Below are 17285 nucleotides of genomic sequence, written 5' to 3' on the forward strand. Positions count from 1 at the left end.
CAGGCCAGGGGCCACCGCATTCCATCCCTCCGCCGGTCTCAACCGGATCAGGTTCGAAGGGTCGCCACGCGTTCACGCCTTTCCGCGGCCGGTGGCCTCTCAGTTCCCTGCCGGAACTCCCCTTGGATGGACGGAATCTGTGCTTCCCGGGCGGCCCTGTCAACGCCGCCGCGCCAAGATCGCGGTCGCCGGCTCAGCTCGACGCCAGCCGACGCTCGCGGCGACGCCGGCGCATGCGCGCGGCGCCATGGCCACCGGCCCCGATCGCCCAGCCGAGGGCGAAACCCACGACCGCCAGGAGCAGCCCCTCGACGGTGATCGGCAGGGCCGGGCGATAGTCGGCTGCGGCCCGCTCGGCGATCTCCCAGTCCGGGTCGCCCGCCGCGACGAAGGGCCGGAACAGGGGCGCCGATTCGGCGACGCTGCGATAGCGCCGCTCCACCGCGTCATACCGGGCGATGGTCTGCTCGGCGTCCGCGCCCTGGCGCGCGACGAAGGCGTCGCGATTCTCGCGCAACCGCGCCACCGCCTCGCTGCGCGACAGGTCGGAGGCCGCCGCACTGGCGTCGAAACGCTCCACGACCTTGCGCAATTCGTCGACGGCGCCGCCGAGGCGCTGCAGATATTGCTGGGTGAATTCCAGCGACTGGCTGGAGACGAGCCCGAGAAACAGCGCCGCCACGACGCGGATGATCAGCCCCGGCATTCCCTCATCCTTCCTCAAGGCTCCCCGGCGCACCGGTCGGACAGACCGACCGCCGGCACCGCCTCAGACGTCGCGCCCCGGCCAGGATACGCCTGCTGCCTGATCATACCAGTCCCCGCGCCCGTCAGGCGAACAGCCGGGTGCCGCGTTCGGCGATGGCGCAGAAGCTGGCGGTCACATGGGCGGCCAGCGCATCGGCGACCGGGCCAGCGCCGTCGCGGCGCGCCAGCGTCATGCGGTAATTGCCCAGCGGCGGCAGGCCGCGCTCGGCGCCCAGTTGCACGATGTCGTCCGACACGACGCTGATTGGCAGCGGCGCGATGGCGAGGTCGGCGGCGACGGCCGCAAGCTGGCCGGTGCAGAACTCGCTGGTATAGGCGACGCGGTAGTCGATATCGCGGGCGTCCAGCGCCGCCAGAGCCATGCCGCGCCAGGCACAGCCGGCATCGGCAAGGGCGAGCGGCAGCGGCGTCTCGGCGACGGCGAGGCCGCCGCGCGCGCCCACCCAGACCAGCGGCTCAGAATGGATGTAGTCCGGCCCATCGAGGCGTTCATCGTGACTGTAGACGGCGAGATCGAGCTCCCCGGACCAGCAGCGCCGCCGCAATTCCTCGGTGCGGTCCAGCCGCACCTCCACCTCGACCTTGGGATGGGTCCTGGCGAAGCGCCGGAGGATTTCCGGCATGGCGACGACGCCGTTGTCATTGGGCACGCCCAGCCGCACGCTGCCCTCGCAGCAGGGCGACAGGAAGCGCGAGAAGGCCTCGTCGTTCAGCTTCAGGAGGCGGCGGGCATAGCCGAGGAAGATCTCGCCATCAGCGGTCAGCGCCACGCTGCGGGCATCGCGGCGGAACAGGTCGCGGCCGACCATGTCCTCCAGCTTCTTCACCTGCAGGCTGATCGCCGAGGCGCTGCGATGCACCCGCTCCGCGGCGCGCGAGAAATTGCCGGTGTCGGCGATCGCCACCATCGTGCGGGCGAGGTCCATGTCGAGATTGGGCAGATTCGGCGTCAGCACAGGCGGAGCCTCCTGTTAGCGAAACTTGCCGCTAAGCTTACCCCTTCTCGTTTGTCTCATCAATGAGAAACCCTCACATTTTGCCCATCGGCAATTGGAGGTTCTCATGCTGCACCATTCGGCCCTGCCCCAGCCCATCCGGCTCGACGAAGCACACCACAGTCAGCCCGGCCTCGTGGGATGGCTGCATAACTGGACGGTGGAGAAGCGCCGGCAGCGGCTTTGCCGCGACGCCTTCAACACCCTTCTGCGCGTCGACGACCACATCCTGGAAGACGTCACCGGCCTGACCCGCCCGCAGGTCGAGGAGGTCGCGCGGCTGCCGCTCGCCGTCGACGCGCTCGAGGCGATCGCCCGGCTGCAGGAGCGTTCGTCGCGGCAGCGGAACCGGCGGTCCGCCTGACGCGTAGGCACCGATCGGGTCCGAAGGTCGCGACCCTTACCCCAACGAAAAAGGCGCGCCCCGAGGGACGCGCCTTTCATTCTGTCAGCGAAGAGACGGCCTGATCAGGCGGCGTCTTCCTCGCCCTTCTTGATCTCCTGGCCGGTCTCCTGGTCGACGACCTTCATCGACAGGCGAACCTTGCCGCGCTCGTCGAAGCCCATCAGCTTGACCCAGACCTTGTCGCCTTCCTTGACGATGTCGGTCGTCTTGGCGACGCGATCGGCGGCGAGCTGCGAGATGTGGACGAGACCGTCACGCGAACCGAAGAAGTTCACGAAGGCGCCGAACTCGACGGTCTTGACGACCGTACCCTCGTAGACTTCGCCGACTTCCGGCTCGGCCACGATCGAGTGGATCCACTTCTTGGCCGCCTCGATCTCCTTGCCGGAGGACGATGCGATCTTCACCGTGCCGTCATCCTCGATGTTGATCTTGGCGCCGGTCTTCTCGACGATCTCTCGGATGATCTTGCCGCCGGCGCCGATGACGTCGCGGATCTTGTCGGTCGGGATCTGCATGACCTCGATGCGCGGGGCGAACTCGCCCAGCTCGGCGCGGCTTTCCGACAGCGCCTGGCCCATCTCCTGCAGGATGTGCAGGCGGCCGCCCTTGGCCTGGTCGAGGGCGATCTGCATGATCTCCTCGGTGATGCCCTGGATCTTGATGTCCATCTGCAGCGAGGTGATGCCCTCGGAGGTGCCGGCGACCTTGAAGTCCATGTCGCCGAGATGGTCCTCGTCACCGAGGATATCGGACAGCACCGCGAAGCGCTCGTCTTCCTTGATCCGGCCCATGGCGATGCCCGCCACCGAACGCTTCAGCGGAACGCCCGCATCCATCAGCGCCAGCGAGGTGCCGCAGACGGTCGCCATCGAGGACGAGCCGTTCGACTCGGTGACCTCGGAGACGGCGCGGATCGTGTAGGGGAACTGCTCCGGTGCCGGCAGCATCGGACGCAGGGCGCGCCATGCCAGCTTGCCGTGGCCGATCTCGCGGCGGCCGGGCGAACCCATGCGGCCGGTCTCGCCGACCGAGTAGGGCGGGAAGTTGTAATGGAGCAGGAAGCGCTCCTTGTAGGTGCCGGTCAGGGCGTCGACGAACTGCTCGTCCTCGCCGGTGCCGAGCGTGGCGACGACCAGCGCCTGGGTCTCGCCGCGGGTGAACAGCGCCGAACCGTGGGCGCGCGGCAGGATGCCGGCCTCCGAGACGATCTTGCGGACCGTCTTCAGGTCACGGCCGTCGATGCGGCCGCCCGTGTCGAGGATGTTCCAGCGGACGATCTTGGCCTGCAGCGACTTGAAGACGGTGCCGACCTGCTCCTTGGAATACTTGGTGTCCTCGACGCCTTCCGGCAGGAAGTGCGCGGTGACCTTGGCCTTCACCGCGTCGACGGCGTTGTAGCGCTCGGTCTTGTCGGTGATCTTGTAGGCATCGCGCAGCTCGCCCTCGACCAGTTGCAGCATCTCGGCCTCGAGCGCCGAATAGTCGGCGACGACGTGCTCGCGCGGCTCCTTGGCGGCATGCTCGGCCAGCTTGATGATCGCGTCGATCACCGGCTGGAAGCCGCGATGGCCGAACATGACGGCACCCAGCATGATGTCTTCGGCCAGCTCGTGAGCTTCCGATTCCACCATCAGGACGGCGCCTTCGGTGCCGGCGACGACCAGGTCGAGCTGCGACTCGGCCATCTCGTCGACATGCGGGTTCAGCTTGTACTCGCCGTTGATGTAGCCGACGCGCGCGCCGCCGATCGGGCCCATGAAGGGCACGCCCGACAGGGTCAGCGCTGCGGAGGCGGCGACCATCGCCAAGACGTCCGGATCGTTCTCCAGGTCATGCTGCAGGACGGTGACGACGACCTGGGTCTCGTTCTTGTAGCCCTGGGCGAAGAGCGGGCGGATCGGACGGTCGATCAGGCGGGAGACCAGCGTCTCCTTCTCGCTCGGACGGCCTTCGCGCTTGAAGAAGCCACCCGGGATCTTGCCGGCGGCGAAGGTCTTTTCCTGGTAGTTCACGGTCAGCGGGAAGAAGTCGAGGCCCGGCTTGGGCTGCTTGGCCGACACGACGGTCGCCAGGACGACGGTCTCGCCGTAGGTCGCCAGCACGGCGCCGTCGGCCTGACGGGCGATCTTGCCGGTCTCGAGGGTGAGCGGACGTCCCGCCCAGTCGATTTCCACCTTATGGGTATCGAACATGTTCTTGCCTTTTCATCCTGCGCGCCGAAACCGCCTTTTCGGGGTCATGGGCGGCGCGCGTTGCGGTGCCGAAACGCATCACGGGCAAGACGACGGGAGGCTTCGCTTGTGGCACGGGCGGGGGCGACCCGCATTCGCACCGGAAGCATCCGGCAATCCTGCCCCGTGACCGTTCGAAGGGTCGGACCTGCGAGCCTTGCGGGCGCGCCGGGTACCGGGGCATGACCGCCTCCGACGTGCGGAAGCGGCATAAGCGGCGGGCCGGAAGCGTATCGCCCCCGGCCCGCCGGAAAACTGACTAGCGGCGCAGTCCGAGACGGCCGATCAGGGTCGTGTAGCGCTGCTCTTCCTTGGACTTCAGATAGTCGAGGAGGCGGCGGCGCTGGGAGACCATCTTCAGAAGGCCACGACGCGAGTGGTTGTCCTTCTTGTGGTCCTTGAAATGCTCGGTAAGGTTGGTGATCCGCTCGGTCGGGATCGCAACCTGGACTTCCGGCGAACCGGTGTCGCCGTCCTTGGTGGCGTATTCCTTCATGAGCTCGGCCTTGCGCTCAAGCGTAATCGACATCGGATTCCCTTTCTTGGAAAATGTGAGGGTTGGTCGCCCTGGCCGGGATGTCGTCCAGCGAGGGCCATGAACAGCGCGGGGCAGGCAAACCGCCCGGCGCTGCGGCGCATATACGCGATCTCGGCCCACAATGCTAGCCGCGACCGGCCGCGGCCCGTTTCGCCCCGTCGCCGGCGCCAATCCGCCCGCATATACATTGCCGGCTAAGCAAGCATTGCGCCATCACGATCGCGTCAACCGAATATCAACAGGGTGACCGGTAACAATGCGGCACGAAACGGGCGACCCTGATCCCATGCCAGCAGCATCAGACGATCACCACCTGCGTATCGCCTGCGAGAAGAGCTTCGACTTTTCTGGCCCGGACTATGCCCGTCTCTTCGAAGCCGCGGCCACTGGCGCCTTCGCCCATCCGCTGTGGCTCGACACATTCTACGCGATGCTGGCGCCGGCACGGGGCGCGGCGCCCGTCATCGTCACCGGCCGCCAGCCAAACGGCCGCCTCGCCTTCGTCCTGCCGCTGATCCTGCGCCGCGTCCAGGGCGTCCGGCTCCTCGAAGCGACAGATCTCGGCGTCAGCGACTACGCGGCGCCGGTGATCGACCCGGCCAGCCGCCCGGCCCTCGCCGCCGACGCCGCCCTCGCCGCCCGCATCCGCGCCGTCCTGCCGGGCCACGACATGCTGCGCCTGCGCCCGGTCCGGCCCGAAGCCGTCGCCGACTGGCGGATGTTCCTGGCTGCCGAACCGGAACCCGCCGATTTCAGCGCCCATGCCGCCACCCTGTCGGCGCCCTATGCCGACTGGCGGCGGACGGCCTTCTCGCGCAGCTTCCAGAAATATCTCGACCGCCGCAAGAAACGCCTCCTGAAGAACCCGGCGGTGCGGCTCGACCGCTTGGAGGGCGCCGCCGCCGCGGACGCCGTCCACCGGCTGCGCGATTTGCGCAGCGGCCGCTTCGACGGCGACCCGATCCAGACGCCGGACGTCGCCCGATTCTACGCCGCCATCGCCGAGCGCGGCAGCGGCGCCGGCTTCTGCGCCCTCTACCGCCTGTCGGAGGGCGACACGCCCATCGCCTATGTCTTCGCCCTCACGACGGGCGAGCGGCTGCTCTACCTCCTGATCGGCGCCGACTACGACAATTTCGGCCGCCATTCCCCCGGCCTCGTCCTCTACGACCTGATGATGGAGGACTGGCTGGCGCGCGGCGGCCGCATCTTCGACTTCACCATCGGCGACGAAGACTTCAAGGCCGATTTCGGCACCGCGCCGACACCCATGTTCATCCTCACCGGCACACCCACTGTACTGGGACGGGCCGCCCGGCTAGTCTTTGCGATACGCGAAAAACTTCGCCGTCTGCGCGGGGTCATGCTGCGCCGCACAGTATCGACGAAGACCAGCGAGACATAAATGCCTGCCAGGCCCGACTTCCTGACCAATTCCATGATCATCGGCGCGCATCCCGACGACGAGATGCTGTGGTTCAACGCCATCGTCGGCAAGGTGGACAAGGTCGTCATCGTGTTTCGCGACTTCTGGGCCGCGCCCCGGCTCGGCCCGGCGCGGGCGGCGGCCATGGCGGCGCTGCCTCTGCGCGACGTGACCTGCCTCAACATCGCCGAGCCCGGCAGCTATGGCTGCGCCGACTGGCAGAACCCGGTGCTGACCGATTACGGCATGCGGCTCGGGCCCGAGGAGACCCGCCGCGAGGTCACGCGTCTGGCCAAGCGCGCCCTCGGCAAGGTCTCGCCGCTGTCGCCGGTCACCTCGCCCGAGCGGGTCGCCCAGACCTACCGGGACAATTTCACCCGCATCTGCGACGCGCTGGCGCCGATGCTCACCCCCGACATGAACGTCTTCACCCACAATCCCTGGGGCGAATACGGCCATGAGGACCATGTCCAGGTGTTCCGCGCCCTCGACCATCTGCGCCGCAGGATCGGCTTCACCCTGTGGATGTCGAACTACTGCACCGAGCGCTCGCTGCCGCTGGCCATGCGCTATCTGCGCTCCGACCCCGCGCCCTATGTGCGGCTGCCGACCGACAAGGCGCTGGCCGAGGCGATCGCCGACGTCTATCGCGCGCATGATTGCTGGACCTGGACCGACGACTGGGCCTGGTTCGACGACGAATGCTACATCGAGGCGCCCCGCGGCGAGGTCGGCGGCAACCAGAACCGCCTGATGCCCCTGAACTTCTTCAGCGGCGAAACCGCGCCCCGCAAGCCCCTGCCCCTCAAGACCTCCTCCGCCCTCATCCTCTCCGCCCTCGCCGGCGCCGCTTTGGCGGAGCTTTGGTAAGGAGCGGCAATTCTTCTTTCTGGTCGCCGTCAGGAGAGGTGCGCATAGGCAAGAGAAAGCTCACCGGCCTTGTCGCCCGAGGGTGACCGAGTCTTGCCTCAGCATCGAGGGGATCGACGCGCCTCATATGCGATGTTTCTAGCAAGAGCCGTGAGCAGCGCAAACGCCCAGCAATTCGGTGGATATCCACGATGGCGCGGAAACGAGATGCGGAGCGGATGGGTTAGACGAAAAAGACGGCGCCGTACTCACATCGACAAAAGCGCACGCGCCATACAACGGTTGCAGCAGCCGCCTAGTGCTTCTATCCACTGCATCATTCTTCCCACAGATGAAGGCGCCGCATTACGAAAACGGCACCCCACCGCATATCCGCCCGCGCAACACGCAAACGATACGGACTCATATCTCTCCCATTCCACCCCTTGACATGTTCCTTTTTTGTTCCCACCGTATGAACAGCCTATCCCCTTCCTGCATGGGACTTCCTGCCAATGGGTAAGTTAGGAATTTCCATCTTTGGTTCAGCTATTGGTGGGGCAGCAGCAGCAGCAGGTATAGTGCTATGGTTCGGGTGGGGGATGAGCGGCCAAGGACAGGCTGCGTACGCTGATCCTACTCGTGCAGACTATATCGACCTCCTGCTCACCGTAGTAACGATTTTACTGGCGGCCGTCGGGCTTACGGTGACAGTCGGAGCATTAGTCATAGGCTTGGTAGCTCTAAAAACCCTGCGTGAAATCAAAGACGAAGCGGCCAAGGAAGCGAAATATGCGGCCGCCGGCAAAATTAACGAGACGATGGCCGCCGAGCTAGAGCCAAACGTTTATGCGAAGGTTCAGGATGCCTTACCGATCGCACTTCAATCGGCTCTTCTCACTGACGAGCTCGGCCATAAAATATTGAGCCAGATGGCAGAGCGAGGGGAACTCGATGAAGTGCTGGAACGGGTGGCAATGCGCATGCAAGCGGGCGGGCCGGAGCATGACCTCGACAACGAAGAGGCGTATGCGGACGAAGAGGCCGCACACCCAGACAATTCGTAAAAGGAGAAGCAATGAATGGATATAGCTACACAATGACCCCGCCGATCAACTGGGAGATTAAATCCCCGTCTAAAGAATATATCAATCTACCCGGCTCGGTTCGCGCAGATATTGATGGATATTTGTCGGAACGCCCAGTTCGACTAGGCGCGATCGCAAAGAAACTGGGTGTAAAGGTTTTATTATCCACACTACCTCGTGGAACCTCCGGCCAGATCGGGCAAGAGAATGGCGAATTCGTTGTTCGCATAAATCGTCACGAATCTAAGCACCGCCAGAGATTTACTCTAGCACATGAACTCGCCCACTTCCTTTTGCATCGGGACCGCATTGTTGCCGAAGGGGGGTGGTCTGAAAATGTGTTGTTACGTTCCGGACAACCTGCGAATATAGAATACGAAGCTAACCGTCTTGCGTCTGATTTGGTAATTCCGTCCCCCCTGCTCGCAGAAGCCACGGCAGAATACTCCGGCCCAATGACGAGTGAGATTATAGAGGACCTTGCCAGACGCTTTGGGGTATCGACAGCAGCGATGGAAATAAAACTTCAGATGACATAAAGGATCGGGACGCATGGACGTGCAGGAATACTTGGTAACCCTGGGAGTTCGCCCGGCCGAATTAAGCGGGCTAAAAGAGCTCCCCGGGAGCACAAAAGACCACCTGACACCATTACTGCTCCTTGCTCCTTGGCTAGCGACCACGCCTCTGAGTCGAGCACTCGATAAATTCGAAGAGGCTTTCCCTTCCAGACCCTATTTTATAGATATTGATACATACTACCGAATCAATGACAAACCAAACGACGCGAAGAATTTATGGGCACGGCTTGCTAGTAAGCCCGCTGACCTTGAGTCTTGGTGGGGACTTCTCGCGGACTATCCCTATGCCAACCCCTGTCTTCTTATGGCAGAGCAACCGATTGAACGTGCGTGGGATCAAATTCGATGGGCACGTGAGCACAACCGGGCGTTCTGCATCAGAATGAATCTTGCAGAGGGTATCGGCTCGGGAATTCCCCCGTGGATGCCCGCGTTGGTCGACGCACTGGCAGATGAAGGGGCCAATGACTACACGGTGGTATTTGAGTTTGGCTGGATACACAATCCTCTTCTCGCTGCAGCTATAGCTATCGCGTATGCAAGAGACTTCCTCTCCGCCGTCCCCCCGGAGGTTCCAGTAGCAGTCTCGTGCACATCGTTCCCTAAAGACTTCACATCGTATGATGGGATCGCACAAGTCAACTTCACAAATCGCGCGTTGATAGCCGAAGTTCAGCGGGCAACCAATCACCCGAGAATTATATACGGAGACTGGGGCACGACTAGACCTAGAATGTACGGGCATGCGAGCCAGCCTAAGAATCGGATAGATTACCCCCATGACGCATCATGGGTTTTCTCACGCGATCAAGACGACAGCGTCGATTTCAAAACCGCCGCGGCACGAATTACGGGTAGTCCATACTGGTCAGGCAACCTGGGGATCTGGGGAGAACAACTAATCGAGGGTACGGCGGCAGGGCAAGCGTTCGCAATCGATAGCATGCGCAAGATGGCCGCTGCTCGGATCAATATCCACCTGCACCGCCAAGCTTTTTACGGCCATCTACCTCCGCCTCAGGCTCTTGATGAAGAATGGAGCGACGATCCAATTTAGTATTGGCGGCTTAGAATTGCGCGGCTGCATCCGTAAAGGTCTACCCGACTGTTGATGGCACAACACCATCCATAGCATCCGAAATCTTATCCCCACCCCGCGCCACCGCCGGCACACTGCCCTCACCGCGTCCCCGACGGGACGGACGATCGCCGGGATCGTTCGGGGAGGCGGGCGGCGTCCGCGACGCCTGGCCCTTCCGGAGGGTCAGGCGGCCCGGACGGATGCGTGGCCCCGCCGGACCCTGCCCACTAGGAGGCGGCGCGGAACGGTCCGCATGCGGGGCAACCCGCACCGAGCCGGCAGCCACCCACCCCGAGGCCAGCACCGCGCCCATGCGGCGCCGGCGGACGGGAGGGTGAAACGCATCTGCCAAGACGCCGTGCGGAGCGCCGGAGGCGAGCCGATATACAAAACAGTCGGAAGGTTCGCCTCCGGCGCTCCGCTGCCCGTCGGCAGCCGGACGAGATCCCCCGGGGGAAGCCCGGCGCTGAACGGGCCACAGCCGGGGCGCATCGCGCCGCCGGGCGCGGCCGCGCGCCTAGCCGAGGAAATCCGCGATGCGGGCGCGCAGATCGGCGGCGCGGGCGATCCAGCCATCCATCTGCAGGACTGCGTGGATCATGCCCGGCTCGCGATGGGCGGTGACCTGAACGCCGGCTTCGCCGAGGCGCGCGGCAAAACCCTCGCCCTCGTCGCGCAGCGGGTCGTGCTCGCAGGTGATCACCAGCGCCCGTGGCAGGCCGGTGAGGTCCGGCGCCAGAAAGGGCGAGGCGCGCGGCGTGTGGCGCTCGGTGACATCCGGCACGAAGAGGTCGTTCTCATAGGCGAGCGAGCCTCGCGTCATCACATGGCCGCTCTCGGTGGCGAGCGACGGCCAGGGGCGGTCCGGCCGCAGATCGGTGTTGGGATAGACCAGCACCATCGCCTCGAGGCCCCGCTCGCCCGCCTCGCGCAGGGCCAGGGCCACGTCGGCGGCAAACAGCCCGCCGATGGAATCGCCGCCGATGGCAAGGCGCGCTGGATCGCAGCCGAGCGCCTTGGCCGCATCCCGCAGGGCGCGCGTGGCGGCGAGGCAATCGTCCTGGGGGGCGGGATGGGGATGTTCGGGCGCCAGCCGGTAATCGACCGAGGCGATCGCCCAGCCGGTCGCTTCGGTCAGCTGGCGCAGCGGGACGTCGTGGCCCTCCAGCGAGCCCGCCATGGCGCCGCCGCCGTGATACCAGACCAGGAGCGGCGGCGATGCTGCGCCCTCCGGCCGGGTCAGGCGCACGCGGATCGGCCTGGCCGGGCCCGGCACCGCGATGTCGCGGGCGGTCACACCGGCGGGCGCCTCGCCGGAATAATCGGCCATGGCGCCGGTCATGGCGCGGGCCTGGGCAAGTTTCTGGGCGGCATCGCGCGGCGTCACCTGCACGGCGGCCTTGCGCGCCAGATCGTCGAGAACGGCCTTGGCTTCAGGGTCGAGCATGATCAGATCCAGCGCCGTTTGCGGAAATAGACGAGCAGGCCCAGCGCCAGCGCCAGCATGAAGGCCAGCGCGATCGGATAGCCGAGCGGATGCTGGGTCAGCGGCATGTTCCAGTCGGAAATCTCGGGGTTGAAATTCATGCCCCAGAGACCGGCGAGAAAGCCGAGCGGAATGAAGATGGTCGAGATGATGGTCAGCAAATTGATCACCTCGCTCGTCTTGGCCGCCGACAGGGTCATGTGCAAATCGATCAGCCCCGAGGCGGTGTCGCGATAGGTCTCGTTGGTGTCGATCAGCTGGTCGGCATGGTCCTGCACGTCGGTGAAGTAGACCCGCGTCTCGGCCCTCAGCCACGGCCGGTCGAGCCGCAGAATGACGCCCAGCGCGTCGCGGGTCGGCCGCAGCCAGCGTTTCAGGCCGAGGAGCTCGCGGCGCAGGCCGTGCAGATCGTGCACCTGGTCGCCGTCGACACCGGCCAGAATGTCGTCCTCGAGCTGCTCGATCCGCGCGATCTGCGCGTCCACCACCGGGAAATAGGCGTCGATCACCGCGTCGATCAGGGCATAGGCGAGATAGTCGGCATGGCCGGCCAGAAGCCGCGGCGCGCCCTTGGCGATGCGCTGGCGCACCGGCTCGAAACTGTCGCCGCCACGCTCCTGGAAGGTCAGCACGAAGCCTTCGCCGAAGAACAGCGACAGCTGCTCGCTGCCGCCCTCGCGGTCGAGCATCCGCATGACGACGAAGGCGTGGTCCGCCTGCACTTCGCATTTCGGCCGCTGGGCGGTGTCGAGGACGTCTTCCAGCGCCAGCGGATGCAGGCCGAAGGCAGCGCCGATGGCGCGGATCGCCTCGATGTCGGCAAGGCCCGAACAGTCGATCCAGACGAGCGGCCACGCTTCGCGCAGCGCCAGCGCCGCTTCGACCGTCACGCCGGTCTGGCGCAGGCTCTCGCCGCCGCCGATGGCGACGACGCTGATGACGGTGGGGGCGGCCTGCGGGTCGGCCTCAAGGGTTCCGGGCGGGGCCCCGACGGCCAAACGCCGCGCCTTGTCCTTGCGCCGTGCCCGCCGCTTCTTTCCGGGTATGCTCGCCAGTCTCATCGCGCCCCTGCTGCCATGCTGCCGTCCGGAGGTTTATCCGGGCGGCTCATTCGCAGCGAGATAAGGCGCGCAGACAGGATCGACAGGCGCGAACGGGATCAGCGGTGGTTCAGCCCTTGCCGCCGAAGACCCGCTTGGGGCGGAACGAGCCCTCTTCGACCGAGCCGAGCGCGATCAGCCGGCCATGGCCGGTGGCATAGGCCTCGTCGCAGAAGGCCGGCGCATCGCGGCCGCGCAGCAGCACCGGATTGCCGGACAGGACACGGCTCGCCTGCTCGTCGCTGAGCATCACCTCGTAGAGATCGGACAGGGCCGATTCCGGGCTGACGAGATATTCGTCCAGCGGCTCGAAATCGACGACGCGCGGTTTGGCTCCGGATTCGATCGCCTCGGCGTCGAGCTCTTCCATGCCCTCTTCCGCCGCCGCTTCCAGCTCGCTCAGCGGCACCAGGTCGTCTTCCCCGAAGGCGCCGACGGAGACCCGGCGCAGCTCGACCACATGGCCGTAGCAGCCCAGATCGCGGCCGAGGTCGCGGGCGATGGCGCGCACATAGGTGCCCTTGCCGCATTCCGCCTCGAAGACCGTCGTCTCGGCATCGGGCATCTCGACGATGTCGAGACGATGAACGGAGACCGTGCGCGCCGCGATCTCCACGGTCTCCCCCTCGCGCGCCAGGTCATAGGCCCGCTCGCCGGCGATCTTGATGGCCGAGAAGCTCGGCGGCACCTGGGTGATCTCGCCGGTATAGTCGGCCAGCAGGTCCTCGATGTCGGCCCGCGACGGGCGCGCCTCGGAGGAATTGACCACCGGACCCTCGGTGTCGTCGGTCGTCGTCTCGGCGCCCCACCGGACGCTGAAGCGGTAGACCTTGCGGCCGTCCATGACGAAGGGAACGGTCTTGGTCGCGTCACCCAGCGCGATCGGCAGCATACCGGAGGCGAGCGGGTCCAGCGTGCCGGCATGGCCGGCCTTCTGGGCGAAGAACATCCATTTCATCTTCGACACGGCCTCGGTCGAGCCCATACCCTTGGGCTTGTCGAAGATGATCCAGCCATTGATCGGCCGGCCCTTGGGCTTCTTGCCACGGCGTGCCATCAGCCGTTGTCCTTGTCGTCGTCCTCATCGAGGTCGCGGGCGACCTCCGGCGATTTGAGGAGCGCGTCGATGCGCGCGAAATTGTCGAAGGAGGTATCGGTGCGAAACCGCACCTCCGGCATGTATTTCATCTGCCGCAGCGCCGGCGTGAGCCGGCCACGGATGAAGCGGGCATTGCGGTTCAGCGCATCGACGAAGGGCTTGGTCTCGGTCTGTCCGAGGATCGTGACATAGGCCGTCGCGAGTTTGAGATCCGACGACATGCGCACCTCGGTCACCGAGACGAGCGCCTTCTCCAGCATCGGATCGTTGATCTCGCCGCGCTGCATCACCTCGGTAAGGGCGTGCCTGACCTTCTCGCCGACGCTCAACTGGCGCTGCGAGGGTCCGGAGGATGAGGTTCGGGCCATATCCGAATCGTCCCGTCATATCGGTGGATGGGCAAAGGGTGCTCGCCGTTTCCGGCCAGCGTGACGCGCAAGGCTCGGCGGGCGAGGATCGCTCCCCGCCCGCCGATTGAGCCCTGTTGTTTCCGCGTCGCTCTAGAGCGTGCGGGCCACGTGCTCGACGCGGAAGCACTCGATGACGTCGCCCTGGCGAATGTCCTCGTAGCGCTCGAAGGCCATACCGCATTCCTGGCCGCTGATGACCTTCGGCACTTCGTCCTTGAAGCGCTTAAGCGTCTTGAGCGTGCCTTCGTGGATGACGACGTTGTCGCGGATAAGGCGCACGCCGGCACCGCGCTCGACTTCGCCCTCGGTGACGAGACAACCCGCGACCTTGCCGATCTTGGTGATGTTGAACACTTCCCGGATCTCGGCATTGCCGAGGAAGGTCTCGCGACGCTCCGGCGACAGCAGGCCGGACATCGCATCCTTCACGTCATCCACGAGGTCGTAGATGATGTTGTAGTAGCGGATCTCGATCCCGTCGCGGGCCGAGGCGTCGCGGGCCTGCTTGTTGGCGCGGACATTGAAGCCGATGATCGCGGCATTGGATGCGGCGGCGAGCGCCACGTCCGACTCGGTGATCGCACCGGCGCCCGAATGGACGATCCGGGCACGAACCTCGTCGGTGCCCAGTGCGTCGAGCGCGCCGACAATGGCTTCGATCGAGCCCTGCACGTCGCCCTTGATCAGCAGCGGGAACTCCTTGAGCCCCGTATCCTGAAGCTGCGACATCATCTGCTCGAGCGAACCGCGCTGGCCGGCATTCTTGGCGACCTGCTTCTCGCGGGCCACGCGCTGGCGGTAGTCGGCGATCTCGCGGGCCTTGCCCTCGTTCTCGACGACGGCCATGCGGTCGCCGGCAAGCGGCGTTCCCTGCATGCCCAGCACCTCGACGGGCGTCGACGGCGCGGCTTCCTTGATCTGCTCGCCCTTGTCGTTGATCAGGGCGCGCACGCGGCCCCATTCGTCGCCGGCGACGACAATGTCGCCGATCTTGAGCGTGCCGGTCTGGACGAGAACGGTCGCGACCGGACCGCGGCCCTTGTCGAGTTGCGCCTCGATGACGGAACCCTCGGCGGTGCGCTCCGGGTCGGCCTTCAGGTCGAGCAGTTCGGCCTGCAGCAGGATCGCCTCGAGCAGCTTGTCGAGGTTGAGCCCCTTCGTGGCCGAGACCTCGACGTCGAGGACCTCACCGCCCATGGATTCCACGAAGACCTCGTGCTGCAGGAGGCCCGTGCGGACCTTCGACGCATCGGCGCCCGGCTTGTCGATCTTGTTGATCGCCACGATGATCGGGACACCCGCCGACTTGGCGTGATTGATGGATTCGATCGTCTGCGGCATGACGCTGTCGTCGGCCGCCACCACCAGAACGGCAATATCGGTCGCTTCGGCGCCACGGGCCCGCATCGCCGTGAAGGCGGCGTGGCCCGGCGTGTCGATGAAGGTGATCTTCTGACCATCCTGCTCGACCTGGTAGGCGCCGATATGCTGGGTGATGCCGCCGGACTCGCCGGACACCACGGACGTCTTGCGGATCGCGTCGAGCAGCGAGGTCTTGCCGTGATCGACATGGCCCATGATGGTCACGACCGGAGGGCGCGACTGCAGCTTCTCGACATTATCCTCGACGTTGAAGATGCCTTCCTCGACGTCGGATTCCGCCACGCGGCGAACCGTGTGTCCGAATTCCGACGCGATGAGCTCGGCCAGATCCGCTTCGATGATGTCGCCCGGCTTCATCATCTGTCCCTGCTGCATGAGGAACTTGATGACGTCGACGGAACGCTCCGACATGCGGTTGGCGAGTTCCTGAATGCTGATCGTCTCTGGAATGGTCACTTCGCGTGCAATTTTCTCCCGCGGCGTATTCTGCTGCGAGCGTTTGAACTTCTCCTGGCGGCGCCGGATCGACGACAGGGACCGGCCCCGTGCGCCATCATCGGCGGTCAGCGCCTTGTCGAGCGTCAACTTGCCGCGACGGCGGCCGGCATCGCGATCCGGACGAGCCGGCTTCGGTGCTTCGGCACCCTTGACCGGACGACGGACACCCGGACGGGCGCGCGCATCGTCCTCCTCGCCGGGCCGGCGACGGGCGTCGCCGCGACCGCGTGCAGCGGCAGCTTCCGCAGCCTCTGCGTCGGCCGGGCTCGGCGCCGGCGCGTTGGCGTCGGCCTTGCCCTGCGGAGCGCGGCGTTCGGCATCTGCCTCGGCCTTGCGGCGGGCCTCGGCCTCGAGCTCGAGCCGTGCGTTCTCCTCGGCCTGACGGCGCTCGGATTCCTCACGCTCGCGCTGACGGCGCTCGTCTTCGGCAATGCGGCGGGCTTCCTGCTCCTGGAACAGGCGACGGTCTTCGGCCTCGCGCTGCTTGGCGAGTTCGAGCGCACGGCGGCGGGCATCCATCTCACGCGACGACAGGTCGCTGAGAACGGCGCCACGCGGCTGGCGACCCGTGGCCGGTGCCGCGGGACGACGCTCGTCGCGACCGCCCGGGCGTCCACCACCCTGCGCCGGACGACCACCGGCACCAGCCTGGCCGGGACGGCCCTGCGGTGCGGCACCCGTACGGCCGGCAGCCGGACGTGCCGTCGCGGTCGGCGCGGCAGGCGTGCTGGCGACCGGCGCGGCCGGCTTGGCGGCAGCCGGCTTCTCGGCGGCAGGCTTCTCGGCAGCGGGGGCCGCAGCTTCAACCTTCGGCGCATCCGGCTTGGCCGCGGGGGCCTCCGGTGCCGGTGCTTCCGCGGTCGGCGTCTCGGGTGCAGCCGGAGCAGCCACTTCGGCCTTCGCCGCGACCGGAGCTTCCGGCTCGCTCGGCGCCGGTGCCTTGGCAGCCGGCTCCTCGCCGGGCTTGGGACCGAGCTGGATCTGCTGCGGGCGACCGCCGGCCTGGGGCGGGGTCGGCGGCGGCGTTGTCGGTGCGACGCGCGGCGACGTCGCCTCTGCCGGCGTTTCGGCCGGCTTGGCGGGTGCGGCCGGCTGCGGCGCACGCGGCTTCAGGCCGGCGGCGACCGCAGGCGATGCCTCGCGCTCCTCCGGCTTGGCGATGCGCCGCTTCTTGGTCTCGACAACGACGTTGTTGGTGCGCCCATGCGAGAAACTCTGGCGCACCGTCGACTGCTCGACGCCGCTCCGCTTCAGGGTCAGGGTCTTCTTCGTGCTGACGCTCAGCGTCTTATCGTCGCCGGACTTGGTATCGCTCATCTACGCTTCCGCTTCCTGCGCGGGAT

The 17285-nt window shown here is 66.0% G+C and carries 15 protein-coding genes and 1 riboswitch; of the genes, 6 read left to right on the forward strand and 9 right to left on the reverse strand.

Annotated elements, in window-relative coordinates:
- Positions 1 to 7: 7 nt before the first annotated feature.
- Positions 8 to 133: riboswitch (TPP riboswitch) on the reverse strand.
- 60 nt (positions 134 to 193) lie between these two features.
- Positions 194 to 706 (reverse strand): DUF2937 family protein, encoded by a 513-nt coding sequence (locus ACEQX1_RS13540; protein WP_370195275.1) that lies wholly within the window; start codon positions 704 to 706, stop codon positions 194 to 196.
- 124 nt (positions 707 to 830) lie between these two features.
- A complete protein-coding gene (locus ACEQX1_RS13545) occupies positions 831 to 1724 on the reverse strand; it encodes a LysR substrate-binding domain-containing protein (protein WP_370195276.1) in 894 nt (297 codons plus the stop codon).
- A gap of 106 nt (positions 1725 to 1830) precedes the next feature.
- On the opposite strand from ACEQX1_RS13545, the gene ACEQX1_RS13550 reads away from it, so the two are divergent.
- Positions 1831 to 2127, forward strand: coding sequence for a hypothetical protein (locus ACEQX1_RS13550; protein ID WP_370195277.1), 297 nt, complete (start codon positions 1831 to 1833; stop codon positions 2125 to 2127).
- Positions 2128 to 2231: 104 nt separating this feature from the next.
- On the opposite strand, the gene pnp is transcribed toward ACEQX1_RS13550, so the two are convergent.
- Both pnp and rpsO read right to left on the reverse strand, forming a co-directional pair.
- Entirely contained in the window at positions 2232 to 4364 is a 2133-nt protein-coding gene (gene pnp / locus ACEQX1_RS13555; protein WP_370196927.1) for a polyribonucleotide nucleotidyltransferase, read from the reverse strand.
- 298 nt (positions 4365 to 4662) lie between these two features.
- A complete protein-coding gene (gene rpsO / locus ACEQX1_RS13560) occupies positions 4663 to 5016 on the reverse strand; it encodes a 30S ribosomal protein S15 (protein ID WP_370196933.1) in 354 nt (117 codons plus the stop codon).
- 211 nt (positions 5017 to 5227) lie between these two features.
- Between rpsO and ACEQX1_RS13565 the strand changes: the two genes are divergently transcribed.
- From ACEQX1_RS13565 to ACEQX1_RS13585, 5 genes are all read left to right on the forward strand, one after another.
- Positions 5228 to 6346 carry a GNAT family N-acetyltransferase gene (locus ACEQX1_RS13565; protein WP_370195278.1) on the forward strand — a complete coding sequence of 373 codons (1119 nt, stop codon included), beginning with the start codon at positions 5228 to 5230 and terminating at the stop codon, positions 6344 to 6346.
- Positions 6347 to 7237, forward strand: a complete 891-nt coding sequence (locus tag ACEQX1_RS13570) for a hypothetical protein (RefSeq protein ID WP_370195279.1) — start codon at positions 6347 to 6349, stop codon at positions 7235 to 7237. It abuts the gene before it with no gap.
- Positions 7238 to 7731: 494 nt separating this feature from the next.
- Entirely contained in the window at positions 7732 to 8283 is a 552-nt protein-coding gene (locus ACEQX1_RS13575) for a hypothetical protein (protein ID WP_370195280.1), read from the forward strand.
- Positions 8284 to 8294: 11 nt separating this feature from the next.
- The gene (locus ACEQX1_RS13580) at positions 8295 to 8843 is read left to right on the forward strand and encodes an ImmA/IrrE family metallo-endopeptidase (protein ID WP_370195281.1); all 549 of its coding nucleotides are present in this window, start codon (positions 8295 to 8297) and stop codon (positions 8841 to 8843) included.
- A gap of 13 nt (positions 8844 to 8856) precedes the next feature.
- Complete coding sequence (locus ACEQX1_RS13585; protein ID WP_370195282.1) at positions 8857 to 9942, forward strand: hypothetical protein; 1086 nt, start codon at positions 8857 to 8859, stop codon at positions 9940 to 9942.
- Positions 9943 to 10483: 541 nt separating this feature from the next.
- Here the strand turns inward: ACEQX1_RS13585 and ACEQX1_RS13590 are convergent.
- The 5 genes from ACEQX1_RS13590 to infB all read right to left on the reverse strand — a co-directional run bounded on the left by ACEQX1_RS13590 (position 10484) and on the right by infB (position 17259).
- Entirely contained in the window at positions 10484 to 11413 is a 930-nt protein-coding gene (locus ACEQX1_RS13590; protein WP_370196928.1) for an alpha/beta hydrolase, read from the reverse strand.
- A gap of 2 nt (positions 11414 to 11415) precedes the next feature.
- Positions 11416 to 12450 carry a magnesium/cobalt transporter CorA gene (gene corA, locus ACEQX1_RS13595; protein WP_370195284.1) on the reverse strand — a complete coding sequence of 345 codons (1035 nt, stop codon included), beginning with the start codon at positions 12448 to 12450 and terminating at the stop codon, positions 11416 to 11418.
- Between the two features lie 172 nt (positions 12451 to 12622).
- Entirely contained in the window at positions 12623 to 13609 is a 987-nt protein-coding gene (gene truB / locus ACEQX1_RS13600; protein WP_370195285.1) for a tRNA pseudouridine(55) synthase TruB, read from the reverse strand.
- Positions 13609 to 14019 carry a 30S ribosome-binding factor RbfA gene (gene rbfA / locus ACEQX1_RS13605; protein WP_370195286.1) on the reverse strand — a complete coding sequence of 137 codons (411 nt, stop codon included), beginning with the start codon at positions 14017 to 14019 and terminating at the stop codon, positions 13609 to 13611. The genes truB and rbfA overlap by 1 nt, the downstream gene beginning before the upstream one ends.
- 132 nt (positions 14020 to 14151) lie before the next feature.
- Positions 14152 to 17259, reverse strand: a complete 3108-nt coding sequence (gene infB / locus ACEQX1_RS13610; RefSeq protein WP_370196929.1) for a translation initiation factor IF-2 — start codon at positions 17257 to 17259, stop codon at positions 14152 to 14154.
- Positions 17260 to 17285: the final 26 nt, after the last annotated feature.

The sequence above is a fragment of the Aurantimonas sp. genome (assembly GCF_964217435.1).
Lineage (GTDB): Bacteria > Pseudomonadota > Alphaproteobacteria > Rhizobiales > Rhizobiaceae > Aurantimonas > Aurantimonas coralicida.